Here is a 17,176-nt window from a genome sequence, read left to right on the forward strand (position 1 = left end):
CCTCGACCGCGCGCGCGAACGGCACGAAGCCCTGGGCGCGGTAGAAGTTGAGCGCGGACGGGTGGTCCAGCGTGCAGGTGTGCACCCAGACCCGCTCGATGCCCGGCGTCCAGGCCATCGCGAGCGCCTGCGCCATCAGCCATCGGCCATGGCCGCGGCCGGCAAGCTCCGGCACCAGCCCGAAATAGGCGAGCTCGCACTGCCCGGCCTGGCGGAAATCGAGCTCCAGCATGCCGATCTCGATGCCGGTGCGATTCTCGACCGCGAACACATGCACGCGGTCGTCCTCGATGATTCGCCGCAGGTCCGCGTCGGCCATCACCAGCCGCGAGAACCACAGCCAGGGCTCTCCGACGCGGCGGAACAATGCGCGATATCGGGCGAGATCGGGGCGTGCCCAGCGAACCAGGCGCAGGTCGGACGACGGCATCGGCCGCGGCCTTGGCGGCGCGCGCATCTCCAGCGACGTGACGATGGTCGCGACCTGGGCGCCGGGAATCGGGTCGAGGGACACGCGCCGGTCCATAGCCGCGCGGCGTGGTGTGCGCAGCATTAAGTATAATCGCTGACCGCGTTTAAGACTCCTTCAACCGTCGCGGGCGTACGCGGGATGCGGCTGAACACCGGCCGGAGCAGGTTGAGTAAGCGTAGTCTAAGGAGATTCCCAATGCAGTTCGTCCGCAAGATTTTCCGCAACAACAAGGGTGCGACCGCGATCGAGTACGGCCTGATCGCCGCGCTGATCGCCGTTGCCGCGATCACTGCCATGTCGAACCTTGGCAGCAAGGTCGGCAAGACCTTCAACACCGTCGCCGGCAACATGGGCTAAGCCCAGCACTTGCTGCGAAGAAGGACGGGCGGCGAGGCAACTCGCCGCCCGTTTTTTATTCCCAGGTCGCGAGGGGCGGCAGGCTCATCAGGATCGCGTCGATATTGCCGCCGGTCTTCAGGCCGAACAGCGTGCCGCGATCATAGACCAGGTTGAACTCGGCATAACGGCCGCGCCAGGCGAGCTGTGAACGGCGGTCCTCCTCGGTCCAGGGTTCGTCCATGCGGCGGCGGACGATCTGCGGGAAAATGTCGAGGAATGCCTCGCCGACATCGCGGGTGAAGGCGAAACCCGCGTCGAAATCGCCCTCCAGATGATCGTAGAAGATGCCGCCGACGCCGCGGTGGACGCCGCGATGCGGAATGAAGAAATAGTCGTCGGCCCATTTTTTGAAGCGCGGATAATAGGCCGGATCGTGCGCGTCGCACGCCTGCTTCAGCCGCGCGTGGAAATCGGCGGTGTCCTCGGCGCGGGGCAGCGGCGGGTTGAGGTCGGCGCCGCCGCCGAACCATTGTTTGGTCGTGCGCAGGAAGCGCGTGTTCATGTGCACGGCGGGTACGCGCGGATTCGTCATGTGCGCCACCAGGCTGATGCCGGTGGCAAAGAAGCGCGGATCCTCGCCGGCGCCATGGATCGACTTCGCGAACTCGCCCTCGAAGCGGCCGCCGACGGTCGACACGTTGACGCCGACTTTCTCGAACACCTTCCCTTTCATGACCCCGCGCACGCCGCCGCCGCCGGGCGAGCCGTCTGGATCGGTGCGGTCCCAGGGCGTGTAGTCGAAGCGCGCGTCCGAGCCGGCGTCGCGCTCGATCGCCTCGAACGCGGCGCAGATGCGGTCGCGCAGGGCTTCGAACCAGCTGCGGGCGGCGGTCTGCTGTTGGTCTAATTCAAGCAAATTCATCTCCGTTCGCTTCGAGCGAAGTCGAGAAGCGGTGTCTCGACCTCGCCCGACATGAACGGAGGCGGGGAATCAAGTCGGTAATTGTCCTAGTTGCCGCAGCGCCTCGTACACCGTCACTGCGGCCGCAACGGAAACGTTCAGCGAGCGCAGGTCCGGCGCCATCGGGATACGGATGCGCAATTCCGCGGCCGCGTGGACATGCGCAGGGGCGCCGGCGCTTTCGCTGCCCATCAGGATCACGTCGCCGGGTTCGAAAGCCGCCTCGGTCAGCGGCACGCTGCCGCGCGCGGTGAGCAGCACCAGCCGCCCGGGAGTCGCAGCGCGGAATGCGTCCCAGTCCGCATGGCGCGTGATGGAGACATGGTCGTAATAGTCCATGCCGGCCCTTCGTACGCGCTTGTCGTCCCAGGGAAAGCCGAGCGGTTCGATCAGGTCGACCGGCACGCCGAAGCAGGCGCAGCTGCGCAGAATCGCGCCGACATTGCCGGGGATATCGGGCTGAAACAGGGCGAGGCGCATGGCCGAAGCCTGATGAAGCCAAACAGAATATTTGCAACCGCCGCAATCGGCGCTATCAGCGCGCCAGCCGTGACGGAGCTCTCCGCCGCGGTTACGCGAGCATCGCCGGTCAATGGGTGGGGGACGCCCGGAGCGTAGCGCTCGCGTCAGTCTTTCGGGGATTTCAGACAAGGCAGATGATGGCCACAGTCGAGCATCAGCAACGCGAGGAAGCGCTGGCCGAAGAACAGGGCCACCGCCGCCGCGACTTTATCAACATCGCGGCCGTGAGTTTCGCGGGCGTGGGCGCCGCCGCCGTCGTGGTTCCGGTGATCAGCCAGATGGCGCCATCCGCCGACGTGCTCGCCGAGGCGACCACCGAGGTCGACCTGTCGGCGATCCAGCCGGGTCAGGCGATCAAGACGATCTACCGCAAGCAGCCGCTGTTCGTGCGGCAGCTGACGCCGAAGGAAATCGCCGAGGCGAACGCCGTACCGGTCTCGTCGCTGCGCGATCCGCAGACGCTCGCCGACCGCACCAAGCCCGGCAAGGCGCAGTGGCTGATCACGATGGGCGTCTGCACCCACCTCGGCTGCGTGCCGCTTGGTGCGGGCGAGGGCGAGAATCGCGGGCCGTTCGGCGGTTATTTCTGCCCGTGCCACGGCTCTGCCTATGACACCGCCGCGCGCATCCGGCAGGGGCCGGCGCCGAAGAACCTCGAAGTGCCGGACTATGTCTTCCGGTCGGATACCAAGATCGAAGTCGGAGCGAAGGCATGAGCTTTCCCTGGGCCAAGCATTACGAACCCAAGCATCCGTTCATGCGCTATCTGGACGAGCGGCTGCCGCTGCCGCGGCTCGTTTATAACGCGGTCGGCGGCGGCTATCCGGTCCCGCGCAACCTCAATTATTTCTGGAACTTCGGCGTGCTCGCCGGGCTGGCGCTGGCGCTGCAGATCCTGACCGGCATCATTCTGGCGATGCATTATGCCGCCAATCAGGCGGTTGCCTTCCAGTCGATCGAGCACATCATGCGCGACGTGAACTGGGGCTGGATGCTGCGCTACATGCACGCGAACGGCGCCAGTTTCTTCTTCATCGTCGTCTACGTCCACATTTTCCGCGGTCTCTATTACGGCTCGTACAAGGCGCCGCGCGAGATGGTGTGGCTGCTGGGCATCGTCATCTTCCTGCTGATGATGGCGACCGCGTTCATGGGTTACGTCCTCCCCTGGGGCCAGATGAGCTTCTGGGGCGCGAAGGTGATCACCAGCCTGTTCGGCGCCATCCCGGTCGTCGGCGAGTCCATCCAGGTGTGGCTGCTGGGCGGCTATGCGCCGGACAACGCTGCGCTGAACCGCTTCTTCTCGCTTCACTACCTGCTGCCGTTCGTGATCGCGGGCGTGGTTGTCCTGAAGATCTGGGCGCTGCACATCCCGGGTTCGTCGAACCCGACCGGCGTCGAGGTGAAGAGCCCGCAGGACACGGTGCCGTTCCACCCCTATTTCACCGCCAAGGACGGCTTCGGCGTCGGCGTTTTCCTGCTGCTCTATGTCGCGATGGTGTTCTTCGCGCCGAACTATCTCGGCCACCCCGACAACTATATCGAGGCGAACCCGCTCTCGACGCCCGCGCTGATCGTGCCGGAATGGTATTTCTGGCCGTTCTACGCGATGCTCCGCGCCTTCACGGTGGACTTCATCCTGCCGGCAAAGCTGTGGGGCGTGCTGGCGATGTTCAGCGCGATCCTGCTGCTGTTCTTCTTGACCTGGATCGACCGGTCGCCGGTGCGCTCGACCAACTATCGCCCGCTCTACAAGCCGTTCTTCTGGGTGTTGGTCCTGGACGTGCTGGTGCTCGGCTATTGCGGCGGCAGCCACGCGGAAGAGCCGTATCTGATGATCTCGCAGATCGCGACGATGTACTATTTCGCGCACTTCCTGATCATCCTGCCGATCGTCTCCGCGATCGAGCGTCCGAAGCCGCTGCCGAACTCGATTTCCGAATCCGTGTTGCACGGCGAGGAAAAGGAATCGGCGCCGCTCGGGGCAGGCGGCGTTCTGCCCGGCACCCAGCCGCAGCCCGCGGAATAAGAGGTCTAATCCATGATTCGGATTATCGGATTTTTCGTCGGGCTCGGCTTCAGCCTCGTCCTTGCGATCGCCTTCTTCACGGGCGCCTACAACCAGATCACCAATCCGCCTGCGGAGACGGCGGAGAAGGAATTCCACCTTCATCCGAAGCCGCTGGCGTTGGAGAGCAACGGGCCGTTCGGCAAGTTCGACCGCGCCCAGTTGCAGCGCGGCTTCCAGGTGTTCAAGGAAGTCTGCTCGGCCTGCCACTCGCTGAAATATGTCGCGTTCCGCGATCTGAAGGATCTCGGCTACAGCGATGCCGAAGTGAAGGCGATCGCCGACCAGTGGGTGATCCAGCAGCCGTCGATCAACCCGGACACCGGCGAGCCATCGACCCGCAAGTCGGTGCCGGCCGATCACTTCCCGGCGCCGTTCGCCAACGAAGTCGCCGCGCGCGCCGCCAACAACAACGCGCTGCCGCCCGACCTGTCGCTGATGACCAAGGCGCGTGAGGACGGCCCCGCCTATGTCCACTCGCTGCTGACCGGCTATCGCGACCAGCCGGCGGAGCTGATCAAGAAGTTCCCGGCGAGCAAGACGCCGCCGGGCCTGCACTACAACCCCTATTTCGCGAACCTGAACATCGCGATGCCGCCGCCGCTCGTCAGCGATGGGCAGGTCACCTATGCCGACGGCACCAAGGCGACGGTCGACCAGATGTCGCAGGACGTCGCGGCGTTCCTGACCTGGACGGCCGAGCCGAAGCTCGAACGGCGCCACTCGATCGGCGTGGCCGCGTTTATCTTCCTGCTCGTGTTCTCGGTGCTGACCTACATGTCGTACCAGAACATCTGGGCCAGCAAGAAACGCGAACTCGCGCACGGATGAGCCCGGACGAGCTGAAATCGCTCGTCCGGACCATCCCGGACTTTCCGAAGCCGGATATCCAGTTCCGCGATATCACGACGCTGCTGATCGACGGCCGCGGCTTCGCTGCAGCCGTCGACGCGCTGGTGGAGCTGGCGCGGCCCTATGGCGCTGACCTGATCGCCGGGATCGAGGCGCGCGGCTTCATCTTTTCGGCGCCGGTTGCGCGGGCATTGGGCGCCGGGCTGCTGCCGGTCAGGAAGCCGGGCAAGCTGCCGGGGCCCAGGATCGGCGTCGATTATGCGCTGGAATACGGCACCGACCGGCTGGAAATCCATGAAGGCGCATGCCTTCCGGGCCACCGCGTGGTGCTGGTCGACGATCTGATCGCAACCGGGGGCACCGCGCTCGCGACGGTTTCGCTTCTCCGCCAGGCCGGCGCCGATGTTCCCGCCGCGTTGTTCGTCATCGACCTGCCAGAGCTCGGCGGCGCCGCGCTGCTGAACGAAGCAGGCGTTGCGGCGCAGGCGCTGATGTCGTTCGAGGGGCATTAACCTTCCTCATCCATCCAATTGCTGCGGCGATTAACGTTCCCGTAGCCATTCCCGGACTAGGCCGTGGGTGTGAATATGGGGGCATCTCGGAACGGGCGCGAAACGACGTTGGTCGCCGCGCTGGCGGCTTTGCTGCTGCTCCTGTTTCTGGCCGCTCCGACCCGCGCCGCCGAACCGCTCCGCCTCGAAGAGGGATGCCGGATCGCGGCCGACGCCAAGCTGAAGCTGCCGCAGGCGCTCGCGCGCCTAGATCGCTGCGCAGGCCGCACGCCCAAGAACTATGTCGGCACGATCTGGGTCGATTATCCACAGATGCCGACCAACCTGACCATCGCCAGAACGTGGCGGCTGGTGCTCGACAATCATGTTTCGAGCGCGGTCGACGTGTGGCTGATCGGGCCCGACGGGCCGGCGCAGCACTATCGCTACGATCCGAACGCGCCGGACCGCGAATGGGCGGCGGGCAATTACCTGTCGATGCTGGTTTCGCCTGAGCGGCCGATCAGCCGCATCGTCGTCCGCCTGACCGATGCGCAGAACCACAGCTATGTGCGTGCGCCGAAAATCGCGCGGGCCCGCTATTTCGTGCCGATCGAGCGCGACCAGGCGTCGCTGTACGGCATCGGCGTCGGCATGCTCGCGCTGACGATCCTGTTCCACCTCAGCCTCTTCGTCGCGATGCGCCGCCGCTTTCAGCTGTTCTACTGCGCGCATGTCGGGCTGCTGCTGATCTACGGCCTCAGCTATTCGGGCATCATCCACATTTTCGTGCCCAGCCTGACCGCGAGCGGGAATTCGGCGCTGCTGAGCTTTGCGATGACCGCGGCGACGGCGACGGGCATCGGCTTCGTGATCGAGTTCCTCGGCACCAGCACCCCGTTCTGGCTGCGGCGCTGGGCGGCCGGTGCTGCCTTCGCATCGATCGCGGCGGCGGTGGTCAACGCGGCGGCGCCCCAGAGCTGGAGCTATCTCCTTTACTTCGGCGCCAATCTCGTCGCGCTGCACGCAATCCTGCTGACTGCCGGAATTGTCGCACGGGCGTGCGCGCTGCGCGTGCCGATGGCGAGCGCGATCGCGCTGGCTTGGGCGATGCCGATGACGGTCTCGCTGATGTACCCGGCGCGCACTTTCGGGCTGATCGGCGACGGGATGCTGCCCGACGGGCTGATGATGTTCGCAGCGACCGTCGAGTGCCTGATCCTGTCGCTGCCGGTCGCCAGCCGCATCCGCAAGCTGCGCATCGAGCATGAGCGTGCGCACGAACGCCATGTGATGCTGGAACGCCAGGCGCAGACCGACGCGCTGACCGGCCTCGCCAACCGCCGCGGGTTCGGCGAAGCGATCGCGCGCGCCGCTGCCGGCCATGGCGAGCCCATGCCCCTTGCGCTGCTCGTCATCGACATCGACCATTTCAAACGGGTCAACGACCATCACGGCCACGCGACCGGCGACGCGATCCTCCGCCATGTCGCCGCGCATGTCGCGCGGGTGGCTGGCTCAGGCGCGATCGTCGCCCGCTATGGCGGCGAGGAATTCGTCGTGGCGCTGCGCAACCACGACCTGATGCGCGCCGGCACGATCGCCGAGCGGATCCGCGTGAGCATGGGCGTGACCTTCGATACCGAGGCGGACCTGCCCGGCGTCACCGTCAGCATCGGGGTCGCCGCCGGCTTCAGTGACGAGATCGAGACGATCCTCGCCGACGCCGACTGCGCACTCTACCGCGCCAAGAACGAAGGGCGGAACAAGGTGATGCTGGCAGACGGCCCGCTGATGTACGCGGCGGCGGCCTAGCCGCTAGGCTTCGGCGCCGCCGTTCGGCTTACGACGCGTGCTGGATCGGACCGGCACGTGGAGCACGTTTGCACGCGTGCGCACCGCCTCCTGCGATCGGTTCATCGCGCGCGCGACCTCGGGCAGCAGCTCGCCCGCGGCAAACCGCCGGCGCAGCTCCTCATCGGACTCTTCGTCCCACCGGGCGCCATGGCGCATACGCTTGATCATAAGAACCATTGCCTGTCCCTGTAACAGGCGGGGCGTTTACGAATCGTGCGCTGAACGGGCTCGGAATGGCGTTGTTATCTGGGAGAAATGTTCACGGGGCGCGACTTGCGGCGGCCTGTTCAGGTCGCCGGAACTCCGGCACGTCCGGGCCCATGCGACCGAATTCCGGGAACGCCGATCCATGCGGAGGGTTCGTCCACTCCGACAGAAACGGACTGGAATTCAGCATGAAGCGCGGATTGATCCTTGCGGGCGCAGTGGTGGTAACCTTGTCCGGCGCGGCAATCGCGCAGGCGAGCCTGACGCCGCCGCCCGACGAACCCGGCCATCCCACACCCACGCCGAGCCCGACGCTGATGCCCGACGAGCCGGGACAGCCAAGCCCGACGCCCACGGCCACGCCGAGCCCGACCCCGACCGAGACGCCGACGCCCACTCCCGAAGCCAACCCGACCCCGGACGCGACGCCAACGCCGCGGGCTTGATCGTCCACATGCCGGCGGCCGCTACGCGAGGAACGGCTTCGCGACCTCCGTCGGCACACGCGCGATCCGGCCGCTCGCACGATGGATGATCGCCCAGGTCGTCCTGGCTCGGACCTTCACCTTTCCGTCGGCGCCTCGGAACTCGAGATGCCGGTCGAAGCGCGCGCCGCGCGGCGGCTCGCCGACCCAGGTGCGGGCGGTGACGGTCTCGCCGGGCCCGACATTGCCGAGATAGTCGATCTCGTGCCGCACCACGACCCAGATATAGGCATCGATATGCGCGGGATCGGCCGCGGCCAGCCAATGGGCGGTGGCGACGTCCTGGATCCAGCGGACCCACACCGCATTGTTGACGTGCCCGAGCTCGTCGATGTCGGCCGCTGCCGGCGTGATCGAAAGCTCGAACGGCGTCGTCATCCGGCCAGGCCCAGCTGCCACAGCATGAAGGCGAATTCCTCCGCCGTCTCGCGCAGGCTTTCGAAGCGGCCGGATTTTCCGCCATGGCCGGCGCTCATGTTGGTCTTCATCAGCAGCAGGTTGGCATCGGTCTTGGTTGCGCGGAGCCTTGCGACCCATTTGGCCGGCTCCCAATAGGTGACGCGCGGGTCGTTCAGGCCGGCGGTGACCAGCAGCGGCGGATAGGGCTGGGCGCTGACATTGTCGTAGGGGCTGTAGCTGCGGATCAGATCGAACGCCGCCTTGTCCTCGATCGGATTGCCCCATTCCGGCCACTCGCCCGGGGTCAGCGGCAGCGTCGGGTCCAGCATCGTGTTCAGCACGTCGACGAACGGGACGTGCGCCGCAACCGCGCCCCATAGCTCGGGCGCTTCGTTGATGACTGCGCCCATCAGCTCGCCGCCCGCCGAGCCGCCGGCGATCGCGATACGGCCGGGCTCAGTGAAGCCGCGCTCGATCAGCCCGCGCGCGACATCGACGAAGTCGTGGAAAGTGTTGGTGCGCTTTTCGAGCTTGCCGTCCAGATACCATTGCTGGCCGAGATCGTCGCCGCCGCGGATATGCGCGATCGCGAACGCCATGCCGCGGTCGAGCAGGCTCAGCCGTGACGTCGAGAAGCCCGGCTCGATCGCCAGCCCATAAGCGCCATAGCCGTAAAGGTAGAGCGGTCCCGGCCGTGCGAAATCGCGCTTGTACACGATCGAGACCGGCACTCTGGTCCCGTCACGCACGGCAATCTCCAGCCGCTCGGTCGCATATTGCGAGGCGTCGTAGCCGGACGGGATTTCCTGTACCTTCAGGGTCGTCCGCTCGCCGGTCGCCACGTCATAGTCGAGCACGGTGCCGGGCGTGACCATCGACTCGTAGGACAGCCGAAGCTTCGTCACTTCATATTCGGGATTGTCGTCGAGCCCTGCCGAATAGCTCGCTTCGGGAAAATCGATCTGCCTTCCCGGCCCGCCGGCATAATCGTGCAGATAGACGCGATCGAGACCGTGCTCGCGCCCCTCGACCACGAAGAATCCGGCGAAGGTGCTGACGTCGGTCAGGTAGAAGTCGGCTGAAGGCCCGATCAGCTCCGTCCATTCCGACGGACGCTCGACCGGCGCGGTTACGAGGCGGAAATTAGTGTGGGTATCGTTGGTGCGGATGAACAGCGTGCCGTCATGCTCCTCGACGTCATACTCGCGGCCGGGCTTGCGCGCGGTGACCAGGATCGGCGCGGCGGAGGGATCGTCGAACGGCAGCAGCCGCACTTCGCTGGTGACATGATCGCCGGTACCGATCGCGATCCAGCGTCGCGACTGGGTGAGGCCGAGGCCGACCTGGAAGCCTTCGTCGGCCTCGCGGTAGAGCTCGACATCCTCGGCGACCGGGGTGCCGAGCCGGTGCAGCTTGGCGACGTCGATCCGCCAATGCTCGTTGACCAGGCCGTAGAGCAGCGACGTGCCGTCGCCCGCGAACAGGAACGCGCCGAGCGTCCCTTCGATCGTCTCCGGCAGATGCTCGCCGGTCTCCAGATCCTTGATCCGGATCGTGAACCGTTCCGAGCCATTGTCGTCGATCGCATAGGCGAGCAGCCGCCCGTCGGGGCTCACGTCCATGCCCCCTAAGCGGAAATACTCCTTGCCCTGCGCCAGTGCGGGCTCGTCGAGGATCAGGCTCTTCTCGCCGCCGGCAACGGGCGATCGCCACCATTTGCGATATTGGGCGCCTTCGTCGAATGAGCGCCAGTAGAGCCAGTCGCCGTCCTTTTGCGGCACCGATTCGTCGGCCTCCTTGATCCGGCCCCGCATTTCCGTGAACAGCGCGTCGACCAGCGCCTGGTGCGGCGCCATCGCGGCCTCGAAATAGGCATTCTCGGCGTTCAGATAGGCAAGGACGTCGTCGTCGGTGACTTCGGGATAGCCGGCGTCGCGCAGCCACGCATAGGGGTCCTCGATCGTGATCCCGTGATGGCTGATATGATGCGAGCGGCGCGCCGCGATGGGCGGCAAAGGAAGCGAGTTCATGCGGGCGCAGGTAGCCGGTACCTGCGCCCGATGGAAGTTAGCGGCAGCGGACGTTGCCCTTGTCGATCTCGCGCCCGGCCAGCGCGCCGGCGCCGGCGCCGAGAATCGTGCCGAGAGTCTTCGAGCCGCCCGGCGCGATGATGTTGCCCAGCACGCCGCCGGCGATGCCGCCGACGATCAGGCCGGTCGTGCCGTCGTCGCGCTTGCAATAATAGCGGCCGTCGCGGCCGACATAGATTACGTCATTGTTGGTCAGTACGCGTTCCGTGTAGCGCGGATCATCGCGATAATAGCGGTCCGCCCAGTAGCTGCCGCGATCATAACCAGTCGTGGCACAACCACCGAGCAGTGTGGCAGCCGTCGCAGCGGCAAGGATTGTCGTGCGCATCCCATTTCTCCTGTCTTCCCCGTCGCAGGGCTAACGAGCCGGAGCCGGAACGGTTTCCGCGTGGTCAACATCGTATTTACCAAGCCTTCACCGGCTGAGCGTTAGTCGTTGCGCATGGATAACGGTTCGCAGCTCGAAACCATCGCCACGGAAAGCGGGGAGATCATCACCCGCGAACGGCGCTACTCCGTCTATCTGCGCGGCGTGATCGGCCGATCAGGCTGCCGCAACCGGATGCCCCTTACCGTGCGCAACATCTCGGCCCGCGGGCTGAAGGGCGAATGTGCCTATCCGCCGCGTCCGAATGACGAAGTGGAAGTGGAGCTGCCCGGAATCGGCGTGCTCGTCGGCCATGTTCGCTGGGGCGACGGCATTGCGATCGGCATTGCCTTTGACGGACCGATCGACCCGACGCTTGCGTTTACGCGCAACCGCCCGGGCGTGCGCCGATCAGGGCTGTTCGCCGCCCATTAGAGGCAGGCTGGTGCTGAAATGAGGAGCCCTGCCCGGCGCCGTGGGGGTGGTTGGGGGAGCGACGCCGGGCAAGACGAGAGGCCCTCTGCCGCAACCAACAAAGATTAGGAATCGGCGGTCGATGGAGCGCCTGTCGCTGCGGCAGACGTCACATTCACGCGCCGAACGGGGCGATTGGCGCGCCGAACGTCACGCCGATGCGCGGCTCTGGGCTTCACGCGCCGGCGCCAGCAGCTCGTCCACGGACTCCCGATAGCTGCGCCCGACGGGGACTTCGGCACCTGCCTCCAGCCGCACGGCCATGGCACCGGTGGGTTTGCGCATCATCGCGACGATCGCGCTGCGGCGGCAGATCGCAGAGCGGTGCACGCGCGTGAATACCGAAGGGTCCAGCTTGATCTCCAGGCTCGACAGAGTGGCGCGGAGCAGGCCGCCCCCGGCGCTTGCGTGCAGCCGCACATAGTCGCCTTCCGCCTCGATCCATTCGATCGTCTCGACCGGCACGCGCACCGTCTCGCGCCCACGGCTGACCCAGAGCGCATCGGGCCAGCTGCTGTCGTTCGCGGTCTCCGGCGGCGCTTCGGGCGCTGGCGGTTCCGCGGCAGCGGCAGAACGCATTGCCGCGCCGGGCGCAAAGCTCAGGAATGCGAGCGCGCCGCCCGCGAAATAGCCGGCCCAGACCATCGTGAAGCGGACATGCCGCTCGAGCGGAACGGGCGCCCTGCCGAGGCTCGACGCGGCGACGAAGTCTGTCAGCGCCCGGCCCAGGATCATCACGACGCAGCAGCCGATCGCTGCCGCACCCAGCATCCGCGCACGATCCTTGAAGCTGCGATGGGCGATGCGGTCGGCCAGCCGGGTGAAGCCGAAAAACAGCAATGCCCCGAGCAAGGTCGCCACCAGGCGGCGGGTCTGCCAGATCGACGAGGGATATTCGTCCTGCAGCTGGTTCCAGGTCAGGAACAGCAGATAGGTCGCGGCCCAGAAGCCGAACGCGCAAACGATGCGCAGCCGCTCACGGGCGGATGAGCGTTCGAGCAGGTATGGCATGCGGTATCAGATAAGGGTTTCGGGGCGCGGACGAAAGCTATTCCAGAATATTTTGCAGATTGGAGTCCGGCGGCGGCGATGCGGAGGAGTCGTCGGGCGCCCAGACCTGGACAGCGAACCAGATGACGCCGGCGGCCCAGATCAGCGCTTTCCAGCGGCTCCGGAACAGACGCGAATAACCGAACATAGGGGAATCTTGTCGCGCAAATCGCTTACTCAGTCGTGAAGATTTGGTTCGTGGCGGCGGGATGTGACACGTGTCACACCCAGGCGCGGCGAATCGGGGCAGAACGCCCTCAGTTTTGTTGCGTAAGCGTGGTAGCATGGCTTGACCGGAGACGGTGATGAACGCCGAGGATTTGTCGCGAATCATGTCCAGCAGCGCACTGCTCTCGTCGTGGGGAGCAGCCGAACTGCAGGACCTGCTGGAACGCGCGGCGCTGTGCCCGATGAAGAAGGGCGACGTGCTGCTGCACCAGGGCGATCGCGGCGATTACCTGATCATCCTGCTCGACGGCACGATCCGCGTCAGCATGGTCGCGTCGAACGGGCGCGAGATCATCCTCGATTATCTGGAGCCGGGCAGCGTGCTCGGCGAGATCGCGCTGCTCGATGGCGGCGAGCGGACGGCGAGCGCGACCGCGCTCGGCGAAGGCCAATATATGAAGCTCGGTTCGCCGGCATTCCGCGAAGTGCTGGAACGGCATCCGAGCGTCGCCTGGCGGCTGCTCAGCGAAATGGCGCGGCGGCTGCGCAACGCGAACAACACGATCGAGAGCGACCGCGCCTATGCCTCCGGCCCTCGGCTGGCGCGGTCGCTCCAGCGGCTGATGCAGAATGGCGCAGAGGGTGTTGCCCTGAAACTCAGTCAGAGCGAGCTCGGCGCGTTCGCCGGCATCAGCCGCGAAAATATCAACCGCCAGCTTGGCGCCTGGTCGGATGCCGGCATCGTCGCGCTGGAACAGGGACGCGTCCGCGTCCTCGACATGGAGATTCTGGAAGAGATCGCGATGGCGGCCGAGTAGCTTAAGGCCGTCGCGCCGGCTCCCGGGCATGTAGGCCCGGCCCGGCGATCCCGTCGCCATGTCTTCCACGAACAGGGGCGGCCGTGCCAGGGGGCCGGCCGCCCCGCATTCCCCTTGCTGCCGGGCCTTCCGGCGCCCTGCCAATTCGCCTAGACGCGCAGCGATGTTCGATGTTGCTCCGACCGAATTGCTGCTGTGCGCGGTGGTTGCGCTGGTGGTGATCGGCCCCAAGGATTTGCCGAAGGCGATGCGCGTGCTGGGCTATTGGGTCGGCCGCGCCCGTGGCGTCGCGCGCCATTTCCGCTCCGGCATCGACGCGATGATCCGCGAATCCGAGCTCGCCGAAATGGAAAAGAAATGGGCCGAGGAGAATGAGCGCATCATGCGCGAGCATCCGGTGGCCGAGGACGCGCCGCAGATGCTGCCGCTGCCCGAGCCCGAGGTGCCTTCACCGCCGCCTGCCGCCGAACCGGAAGGCGAGCGGTGAAGGACATCGACGAAACGCGTGCGCCGCTGCTCGATCACCTGATCGAACTCAGGCGCCGGCTGCTCTGGTCGCTCGCGGCGCTCGCCGCCGCGTTCGGCGTCTGTCTTTATTTCGCGCGGCCGATCTTCGCGTTCCTGGTGCAGCCGCTGCTGAAGGCGGGCCAGGGCCGGCTGATCTACACCGATATTTTCGAGGCCTTCTTCGTCAATGTGAAGGTCGCGTTCTTTGCGGCGATCATGGTCGCCTTTCCGATCATCGCCAGCCAGATCTGGAAGTTCGTTGCGCCTGGCCTCTACAAGAATGAAAAGCAGGCGCTGCTGCCGTTCCTGCTGATGACGCCGGTTCTGTTCGGGATGGGCGCGGCGCTGGCCTATTATTTCGCGATGCCGGTCGCGCTGCATTTCCTGCTGGGTTTCCAGGGCAATGTCGGCGGCGTGCAGCAGGAGGCGTTGCCGGGCATTGGCAATTATCTGAACTTCGTCACCAAATTCATGTTCGGCTTCGGCGTGGCGTTCCTGACGCCGGTGCTGCTGATGCTGCTGGAGCGGGCGGGGATCGTCACGCGCGACCAGCTGGTGCGCGGCCGCCGCTATGCGATCGTGATCGTGTTCGTGATTGCCGCGGTGCTGACGCCGCCGGATATCGTGTCGCAGCTGCTGCTCGCGACGCCGCTGATCCTGCTGTACGAATTCGCGCTGATCGCGATCTGGTTCACCGAAAAGCGGCGGCAGAAAAAGGCCTCCGCGGCGGCTGCCGAGGAGGCCTGATCGGATCCGGTCGTCTCAACGCCCGTTGATGGCGTCTTCGGTTTCATGGCTGGCGGACTGAAGATCCTTGCCGGCGCCGCTGACGGTGTTGCAGCCCGCGACGAGCAACGATCCGGCGACCAGCGCCAACGCGATCGATTTGCGAAGCATCATGTGTCTCCTATTCGCGCGACCCACGCGCGTGCGGTTCAAAATGCGCGAGCCGCAAAGCTGTTCCGCATCCGAAAAGGGCCGCGGGTTCCGGTTGTGCAAAGATAAAATCTGGGCCCGGAGACGTCACCGGGGGGAGGCTGACGTGTCCGGGCCCATTGTCTTGGACAGCGAGAGCGGGGGGGCAAAAGGTCGCTATCCGAGGTGCAGAACGTGCCTCGCGGGCGCCGGTTCCCGCCGCTGAAAATAATTTTTCGAATTATTCGGACGCGGGGGGCACAGGGTCGGGGACCAGCGGGAAACAGACCTTGAACGCGCCGGCCGGCTCGCGCTCGAACGGGTTGCGCAGCTGGCGGGCAAGGCCTTCGAGCACGCGGCCGTAGCGGCCCGCCAGCAGGCTTCGGAGCGCGTCCGAATCCTGCAGCGCCGGCGACCCGACCAGCAGGCAGGCGCGGTCGGGATCGCCCTGGCGCACCACCGACACGCGGATCGATGCCGACGGGTCGATCGTCATCGCCAGCTCGATCAGCTCGGTCGTCAGGAAGGCGAGAGGGATCGCGGTGTCCTGGCCGACATAGACCGCCGGCACGTCGATCAGGATCGCCAGCCGGTTCGCTTCGCCCGGTGCGGTCGCGCGCAGATTGGCGCTGAGCTCGCCGATCAGCGACCGCAGGTTGACGCCACGATTTTCCTCCAGCTCCGCATAATGGTTGCGGTGCACGACCGCGAGCGCGTCGACGCGCCGCGCGATGGTGGCGTAGGCGGCGCCAGCCTCAGGACTTAGCGCCGCGCGCGCATGCAGGTTGATCAGGCTGGAGACGACCTGCAGGTTGTTCTTGACCCGGTGGTGCACCTCGCGCGTCAGCCGCGTCTGGCGTGACAGGCCGCGGGCCAGCTCGTCCTCGTGCGCGGCGACGGTTCGGCTGATGGTTTGGAAGGTCTCGCCCAGCTCTTCGATCTCGCGCGCGGGAACGGCCATGCGCCGCAGCGGATTGGCGATGTCGCCCGGCTGATAGCCGGCGATGTTGGCGCGCAGCTGACCGAGCGGGCCGATCACCAGCCGGTTGACCACCAGCCAGGCGGTCAGCACCGCGACCAGCCACATGATCAGCGGCAGCGACATGGTCAGCATCTCGGCCGGCGTGAAGGGGACGCTGCGTACGTCGAACATCAGCGACAGCGGCGTGCCCGGAATGTGGGTCGTCACCGTCTCGTGCCGCTGGAGCGCGCCGGGCCGGTAATCGCGGATCAGCGACAGCGTCTGCTCGCCCTTGCTGATCGACAGGCTGTAGGGCGCGACGAAGGTGGCCGGCTGCAGGATGCCGGCCAGCTGCCCCTTCGGATAGAAAGCGAGCGCGATAAAGCTGCGCGTGTCGCCGGGTAGCGTCAGCGTCAGCCCGTCGCTGGACAGGTTGGCAATCATGTCGCCGCCCAGATCAGGCGATGCGCGCCGCGCGGCGACCGCTGCCGATCCGCAGACCAGCCGGCCGGTGCGGGTGACGATCGCGAAACGGGTCGGCTCGTTGAACGAGGTCGCAAGCACGCTGAGGGTGCGGCCGCAGGTCGACGCCTCGTTGCCGCCGCGCTCCAGCAGATTGGCCGCCGAGCGGAGCGCCGCCGAATCGACCGACAGCTCGGACGCGAGCCGGCGCGCGCCTTCGGACGAAGCGATGCGAACCGTGGCGCGCCGCTCCAGATCGGCGCTGCGCGATATCTGCAGAGAAGCAAGCACAGCCAGCAGCCCCAGCGGCAGCAAGGCAATGCTCAGCAATATGATCAGGCGGAAACCGGCGGAGAGACGGGAAAACCGGTCAAGAACCGCTGCAGTCACCGCGCGCGCGGGGGCAGCGCTGGCCATCGGCAAATGCTATTTGAGCTTGCCGAGGAGGTCCAGCATCTCCTGGGGAATTTCCTCGCCGACGGCCTTTTCGTACACCGATCGCAGCGCCTGACCGACGCTGCTGTCCGGCGCGGTGCCTTTGGGCCTCGCAGCTTTCCGTTCAACTTTGCGCTTGGCGTTCGGAACCAACACTACCCCCCAACAACCGGCTCATGGCCGACATGCATAGGATTTGATTGCACCCACAAGAGGCGCGCAGGCGCTGATAGCCGCCTGTCGCCGGTCGTGAAACTAAATATCGTTTCGTTTGTT

23 protein-coding genes are annotated in these 17,176 nt (G+C 66.0%); 11 read left to right on the plus strand and 12 right to left on the minus strand.

Features of this window, described 5'->3' with window-relative positions; genetic code table 11:
* Window positions 1-514, minus strand: a 514-nt coding sequence (locus tag VFT73_RS04580; protein WP_326408984.1) for a GNAT family N-acetyltransferase, incomplete at its 3' end; no start/stop codon positions are given.
* Between the two features lie 153 nt (window positions 515-667).
* On the opposite strand from VFT73_RS04580, the gene VFT73_RS04585 reads away from it, so the two are divergent.
* Complete coding sequence (locus tag VFT73_RS04585; protein ID WP_326408985.1) at window positions 668-829, plus strand: Flp family type IVb pilin; 162 nt, start codon at window positions 668-670, stop codon at window positions 827-829.
* Between the two features lie 55 nt (window positions 830-884).
* On the opposite strand, the gene hemF is transcribed toward VFT73_RS04585, so the two are convergent.
* The gene (gene hemF, locus VFT73_RS04590) at window positions 885-1,727 is read right to left on the minus strand and encodes an oxygen-dependent coproporphyrinogen oxidase (RefSeq protein WP_414712787.1); all 843 of its coding nucleotides are present in this window, start codon (window positions 1,725-1,727) and stop codon (window positions 885-887) included.
* A gap of 75 nt (window positions 1,728-1,802) precedes the next feature.
* Complete coding sequence (locus VFT73_RS04595; RefSeq protein WP_326408987.1) at window positions 1,803-2,252, minus strand: tRNA (cytidine(34)-2'-O)-methyltransferase; 450 nt, start codon at window positions 2,250-2,252, stop codon at window positions 1,803-1,805.
* A 179-nt stretch (window positions 2,253-2,431) separates the two neighbouring features.
* Between VFT73_RS04595 and petA the strand changes: the two genes are divergently transcribed.
* From petA to VFT73_RS04620, 5 genes are all read left to right on the plus strand, one after another.
* Window positions 2,432-3,010 carry a ubiquinol-cytochrome c reductase iron-sulfur subunit gene (gene petA, locus VFT73_RS04600; RefSeq protein ID WP_326408988.1) on the plus strand — a complete coding sequence of 193 codons (579 nt, stop codon included), beginning with the start codon at window positions 2,432-2,434 and terminating at the stop codon, window positions 3,008-3,010.
* On the plus strand, window positions 3,007-4,323 hold the full coding sequence (locus tag VFT73_RS04605; protein ID WP_326408989.1) for a cytochrome b/b6: 1,317 nt from the start codon (window positions 3,007-3,009) through the stop codon (window positions 4,321-4,323). The genes petA and VFT73_RS04605 overlap by 4 nt, the downstream gene beginning before the upstream one ends.
* Before the next feature lie 12 nt (window positions 4,324-4,335).
* A complete protein-coding gene (locus VFT73_RS04610; RefSeq protein ID WP_326408990.1) occupies window positions 4,336-5,193 on the plus strand; it encodes a cytochrome c1 in 858 nt (285 codons plus the stop codon).
* Window positions 5,190-5,726 carry an adenine phosphoribosyltransferase gene (locus VFT73_RS04615; RefSeq protein WP_326408991.1) on the plus strand — a complete coding sequence of 179 codons (537 nt, stop codon included), beginning with the start codon at window positions 5,190-5,192 and terminating at the stop codon, window positions 5,724-5,726. The genes VFT73_RS04610 and VFT73_RS04615 overlap by 4 nt, the downstream gene beginning before the upstream one ends.
* Before the next feature lie 75 nt (window positions 5,727-5,801).
* Complete coding sequence (locus VFT73_RS04620) at window positions 5,802-7,520, plus strand: diguanylate cyclase (RefSeq protein ID WP_326408992.1); 1,719 nt, start codon at window positions 5,802-5,804, stop codon at window positions 7,518-7,520.
* A 3-nt stretch (window positions 7,521-7,523) separates the two neighbouring features.
* Here VFT73_RS04620 and VFT73_RS04625 read toward each other — a convergent pair whose 3' ends face one another.
* Window positions 7,524-7,730 (minus strand): hypothetical protein, encoded by a 207-nt coding sequence (locus VFT73_RS04625; RefSeq protein WP_326408993.1) that lies wholly within the window; start codon window positions 7,728-7,730, stop codon window positions 7,524-7,526.
* A gap of 227 nt (window positions 7,731-7,957) precedes the next feature.
* Here VFT73_RS04625 and VFT73_RS04630 point away from each other — a divergent pair, with 227 nt between their 5' ends.
* A complete protein-coding gene (locus VFT73_RS04630) occupies window positions 7,958-8,215 on the plus strand; it encodes a hypothetical protein (protein ID WP_326408994.1) in 258 nt (85 codons plus the stop codon).
* Window positions 8,216-8,236: 21 nt separating this feature from the next.
* Here the strand turns inward: VFT73_RS04630 and VFT73_RS04635 are convergent, their stop codons facing one another.
* Genes VFT73_RS04635 through VFT73_RS04645 form a run of 3 tightly spaced genes read right to left on the minus strand, consistent with a single transcriptional unit; the run spans window position 8,237 to window position 11,071 of the window.
* Complete coding sequence (locus VFT73_RS04635) at window positions 8,237-8,632, minus strand: acyl-CoA thioesterase (RefSeq protein WP_326408995.1); 396 nt, start codon at window positions 8,630-8,632, stop codon at window positions 8,237-8,239.
* On the minus strand, window positions 8,629-10,683 hold the full coding sequence (locus tag VFT73_RS04640) for a S9 family peptidase (RefSeq protein WP_326408996.1): 2,055 nt from the start codon (window positions 10,681-10,683) through the stop codon (window positions 8,629-8,631). The genes VFT73_RS04635 and VFT73_RS04640 overlap by 4 nt, the downstream gene beginning before the upstream one ends.
* Before the next feature lie 37 nt (window positions 10,684-10,720).
* Complete coding sequence (locus tag VFT73_RS04645; protein ID WP_326408997.1) at window positions 10,721-11,071, minus strand: glycine zipper 2TM domain-containing protein; 351 nt, start codon at window positions 11,069-11,071, stop codon at window positions 10,721-10,723.
* Window positions 11,072-11,185: 114 nt separating this feature from the next.
* On the opposite strand from VFT73_RS04645, the gene VFT73_RS04650 reads away from it, so the two are divergent.
* Window positions 11,186-11,545 carry a hypothetical protein gene (locus VFT73_RS04650; RefSeq protein ID WP_326408998.1) on the plus strand — a complete coding sequence of 120 codons (360 nt, stop codon included), beginning with the start codon at window positions 11,186-11,188 and terminating at the stop codon, window positions 11,543-11,545.
* Between the two features lie 189 nt (window positions 11,546-11,734).
* Here the strand turns inward: VFT73_RS04650 and VFT73_RS04655 are convergent, their stop codons facing one another.
* Both VFT73_RS04655 and VFT73_RS04660 read right to left on the minus strand, forming a co-directional pair.
* On the minus strand, window positions 11,735-12,595 hold the full coding sequence (locus VFT73_RS04655; RefSeq protein WP_326408999.1) for a LytTR family DNA-binding domain-containing protein: 861 nt from the start codon (window positions 12,593-12,595) through the stop codon (window positions 11,735-11,737).
* A gap of 37 nt (window positions 12,596-12,632) precedes the next feature.
* Window positions 12,633-12,782, minus strand: a complete 150-nt coding sequence (locus VFT73_RS04660; RefSeq protein WP_326409000.1) for a hypothetical protein — start codon at window positions 12,780-12,782, stop codon at window positions 12,633-12,635.
* Between the two features lie 184 nt (window positions 12,783-12,966).
* Here VFT73_RS04660 and VFT73_RS04665 point away from each other — a divergent pair, with 184 nt between their 5' ends.
* The 3 genes from VFT73_RS04665 to tatC all read left to right on the plus strand — a co-directional run bounded on the left by VFT73_RS04665 (window position 12,967) and on the right by tatC (window position 14,874).
* Window positions 12,967-13,620, plus strand: a complete 654-nt coding sequence (locus tag VFT73_RS04665; RefSeq protein ID WP_326409001.1) for a Crp/Fnr family transcriptional regulator — start codon at window positions 12,967-12,969, stop codon at window positions 13,618-13,620.
* Window positions 13,621-13,783: 163 nt separating this feature from the next.
* Entirely contained in the window at window positions 13,784-14,107 is a 324-nt protein-coding gene (gene tatB, locus VFT73_RS04670) for a Sec-independent protein translocase protein TatB (protein WP_326409002.1), read from the plus strand.
* The gene (gene tatC, locus VFT73_RS04675) at window positions 14,104-14,874 is read left to right on the plus strand and encodes a twin-arginine translocase subunit TatC (RefSeq protein ID WP_326409003.1); all 771 of its coding nucleotides are present in this window, start codon (window positions 14,104-14,106) and stop codon (window positions 14,872-14,874) included. The genes tatB and tatC overlap by 4 nt, the downstream gene beginning before the upstream one ends.
* Window positions 14,875-14,889: 15 nt before the next feature.
* On the opposite strand, the gene VFT73_RS04680 is transcribed toward tatC, so the two are convergent.
* The 3 genes from VFT73_RS04680 to VFT73_RS04690 all read right to left on the minus strand — a co-directional run bounded on the left by VFT73_RS04680 (window position 14,890) and on the right by VFT73_RS04690 (window position 17,053).
* Complete coding sequence (locus VFT73_RS04680) at window positions 14,890-15,024, minus strand: entericidin EcnA/B family protein (protein ID WP_326409004.1); 135 nt, start codon at window positions 15,022-15,024, stop codon at window positions 14,890-14,892.
* Window positions 15,025-15,283: 259 nt separating this feature from the next.
* Window positions 15,284-16,882 (minus strand): sensor histidine kinase, encoded by a 1,599-nt coding sequence (locus tag VFT73_RS04685; RefSeq protein ID WP_326409005.1) that lies wholly within the window; start codon window positions 16,880-16,882, stop codon window positions 15,284-15,286.
* A 9-nt stretch (window positions 16,883-16,891) separates the two neighbouring features.
* A complete protein-coding gene (locus tag VFT73_RS04690; protein WP_326409006.1) occupies window positions 16,892-17,053 on the minus strand; it encodes a NepR family anti-sigma factor in 162 nt (53 codons plus the stop codon).
* Between the last annotated feature and the right edge of the window lie 123 nt (window positions 17,054-17,176).

This window comes from Sphingomonas sp. (assembly GCF_035758555.1).
Classification (GTDB): Bacteria; Pseudomonadota; Alphaproteobacteria; order Sphingomonadales; family Sphingomonadaceae; genus Sphingomonas_B.

Coding starts and splice junctions, on each gene's coding strand:
- VFT73_RS04585 (WP_326408985.1), top strand. CDS start 668: ATGCAGTTCGTCCGCAAGATTTTCCGCAACAACAAGGGTGCGACCGCG.
- VFT73_RS04595 (WP_326408987.1), bottom strand. CDS start 2,252: ATGCGCCTCGCCCTGTTTCAGCCCGATATCCCCGGCAATGTCGGCGCG.
- petA (WP_326408988.1), top strand. CDS start 2,432: ATGGCCACAGTCGAGCATCAGCAACGCGAGGAAGCGCTGGCCGAAGAA.
- VFT73_RS04605 (WP_326408989.1), top strand. CDS start 3,007: ATGAGCTTTCCCTGGGCCAAGCATTACGAACCCAAGCATCCGTTCATG.
- VFT73_RS04610 (WP_326408990.1), top strand. CDS start 4,336: ATGATTCGGATTATCGGATTTTTCGTCGGGCTCGGCTTCAGCCTCGTC.
- VFT73_RS04615 (WP_326408991.1), top strand. CDS start 5,190: ATGAGCCCGGACGAGCTGAAATCGCTCGTCCGGACCATCCCGGACTTT.
- VFT73_RS04620 (WP_326408992.1), top strand. CDS start 5,802: ATGGGGGCATCTCGGAACGGGCGCGAAACGACGTTGGTCGCCGCGCTG.
- VFT73_RS04625 (WP_326408993.1), bottom strand. CDS start 7,730: ATGATCAAGCGTATGCGCCATGGCGCCCGGTGGGACGAAGAGTCCGAT.
- VFT73_RS04630 (WP_326408994.1), top strand. CDS start 7,958: ATGAAGCGCGGATTGATCCTTGCGGGCGCAGTGGTGGTAACCTTGTCC.
- VFT73_RS04635 (WP_326408995.1), bottom strand. CDS start 8,632: ATGACGACGCCGTTCGAGCTTTCGATCACGCCGGCAGCGGCCGACATC.
- VFT73_RS04640 (WP_326408996.1), bottom strand. CDS start 10,683: ATGAACTCGCTTCCTTTGCCGCCCATCGCGGCGCGCCGCTCGCATCAT.
- VFT73_RS04645 (WP_326408997.1), bottom strand. CDS start 11,071: ATGCGCACGACAATCCTTGCCGCTGCGACGGCTGCCACACTGCTCGGT.
- VFT73_RS04650 (WP_326408998.1), top strand. CDS start 11,186: ATGGATAACGGTTCGCAGCTCGAAACCATCGCCACGGAAAGCGGGGAG.
- VFT73_RS04655 (WP_326408999.1), bottom strand. CDS start 12,595: ATGCCATACCTGCTCGAACGCTCATCCGCCCGTGAGCGGCTGCGCATC.
- VFT73_RS04660 (WP_326409000.1), bottom strand. CDS start 12,782: ATGTTCGGTTATTCGCGTCTGTTCCGGAGCCGCTGGAAAGCGCTGATC.
- VFT73_RS04665 (WP_326409001.1), top strand. CDS start 12,967: ATGTCCAGCAGCGCACTGCTCTCGTCGTGGGGAGCAGCCGAACTGCAG.
- tatB (WP_326409002.1), top strand. CDS start 13,784: ATGTTCGATGTTGCTCCGACCGAATTGCTGCTGTGCGCGGTGGTTGCG.
- VFT73_RS04680 (WP_326409004.1), bottom strand. CDS start 15,024: ATGCTTCGCAAATCGATCGCGTTGGCGCTGGTCGCCGGATCGTTGCTC.
- VFT73_RS04685 (WP_326409005.1), bottom strand. CDS start 16,882: ATGGCCAGCGCTGCCCCCGCGCGCGCGGTGACTGCAGCGGTTCTTGAC.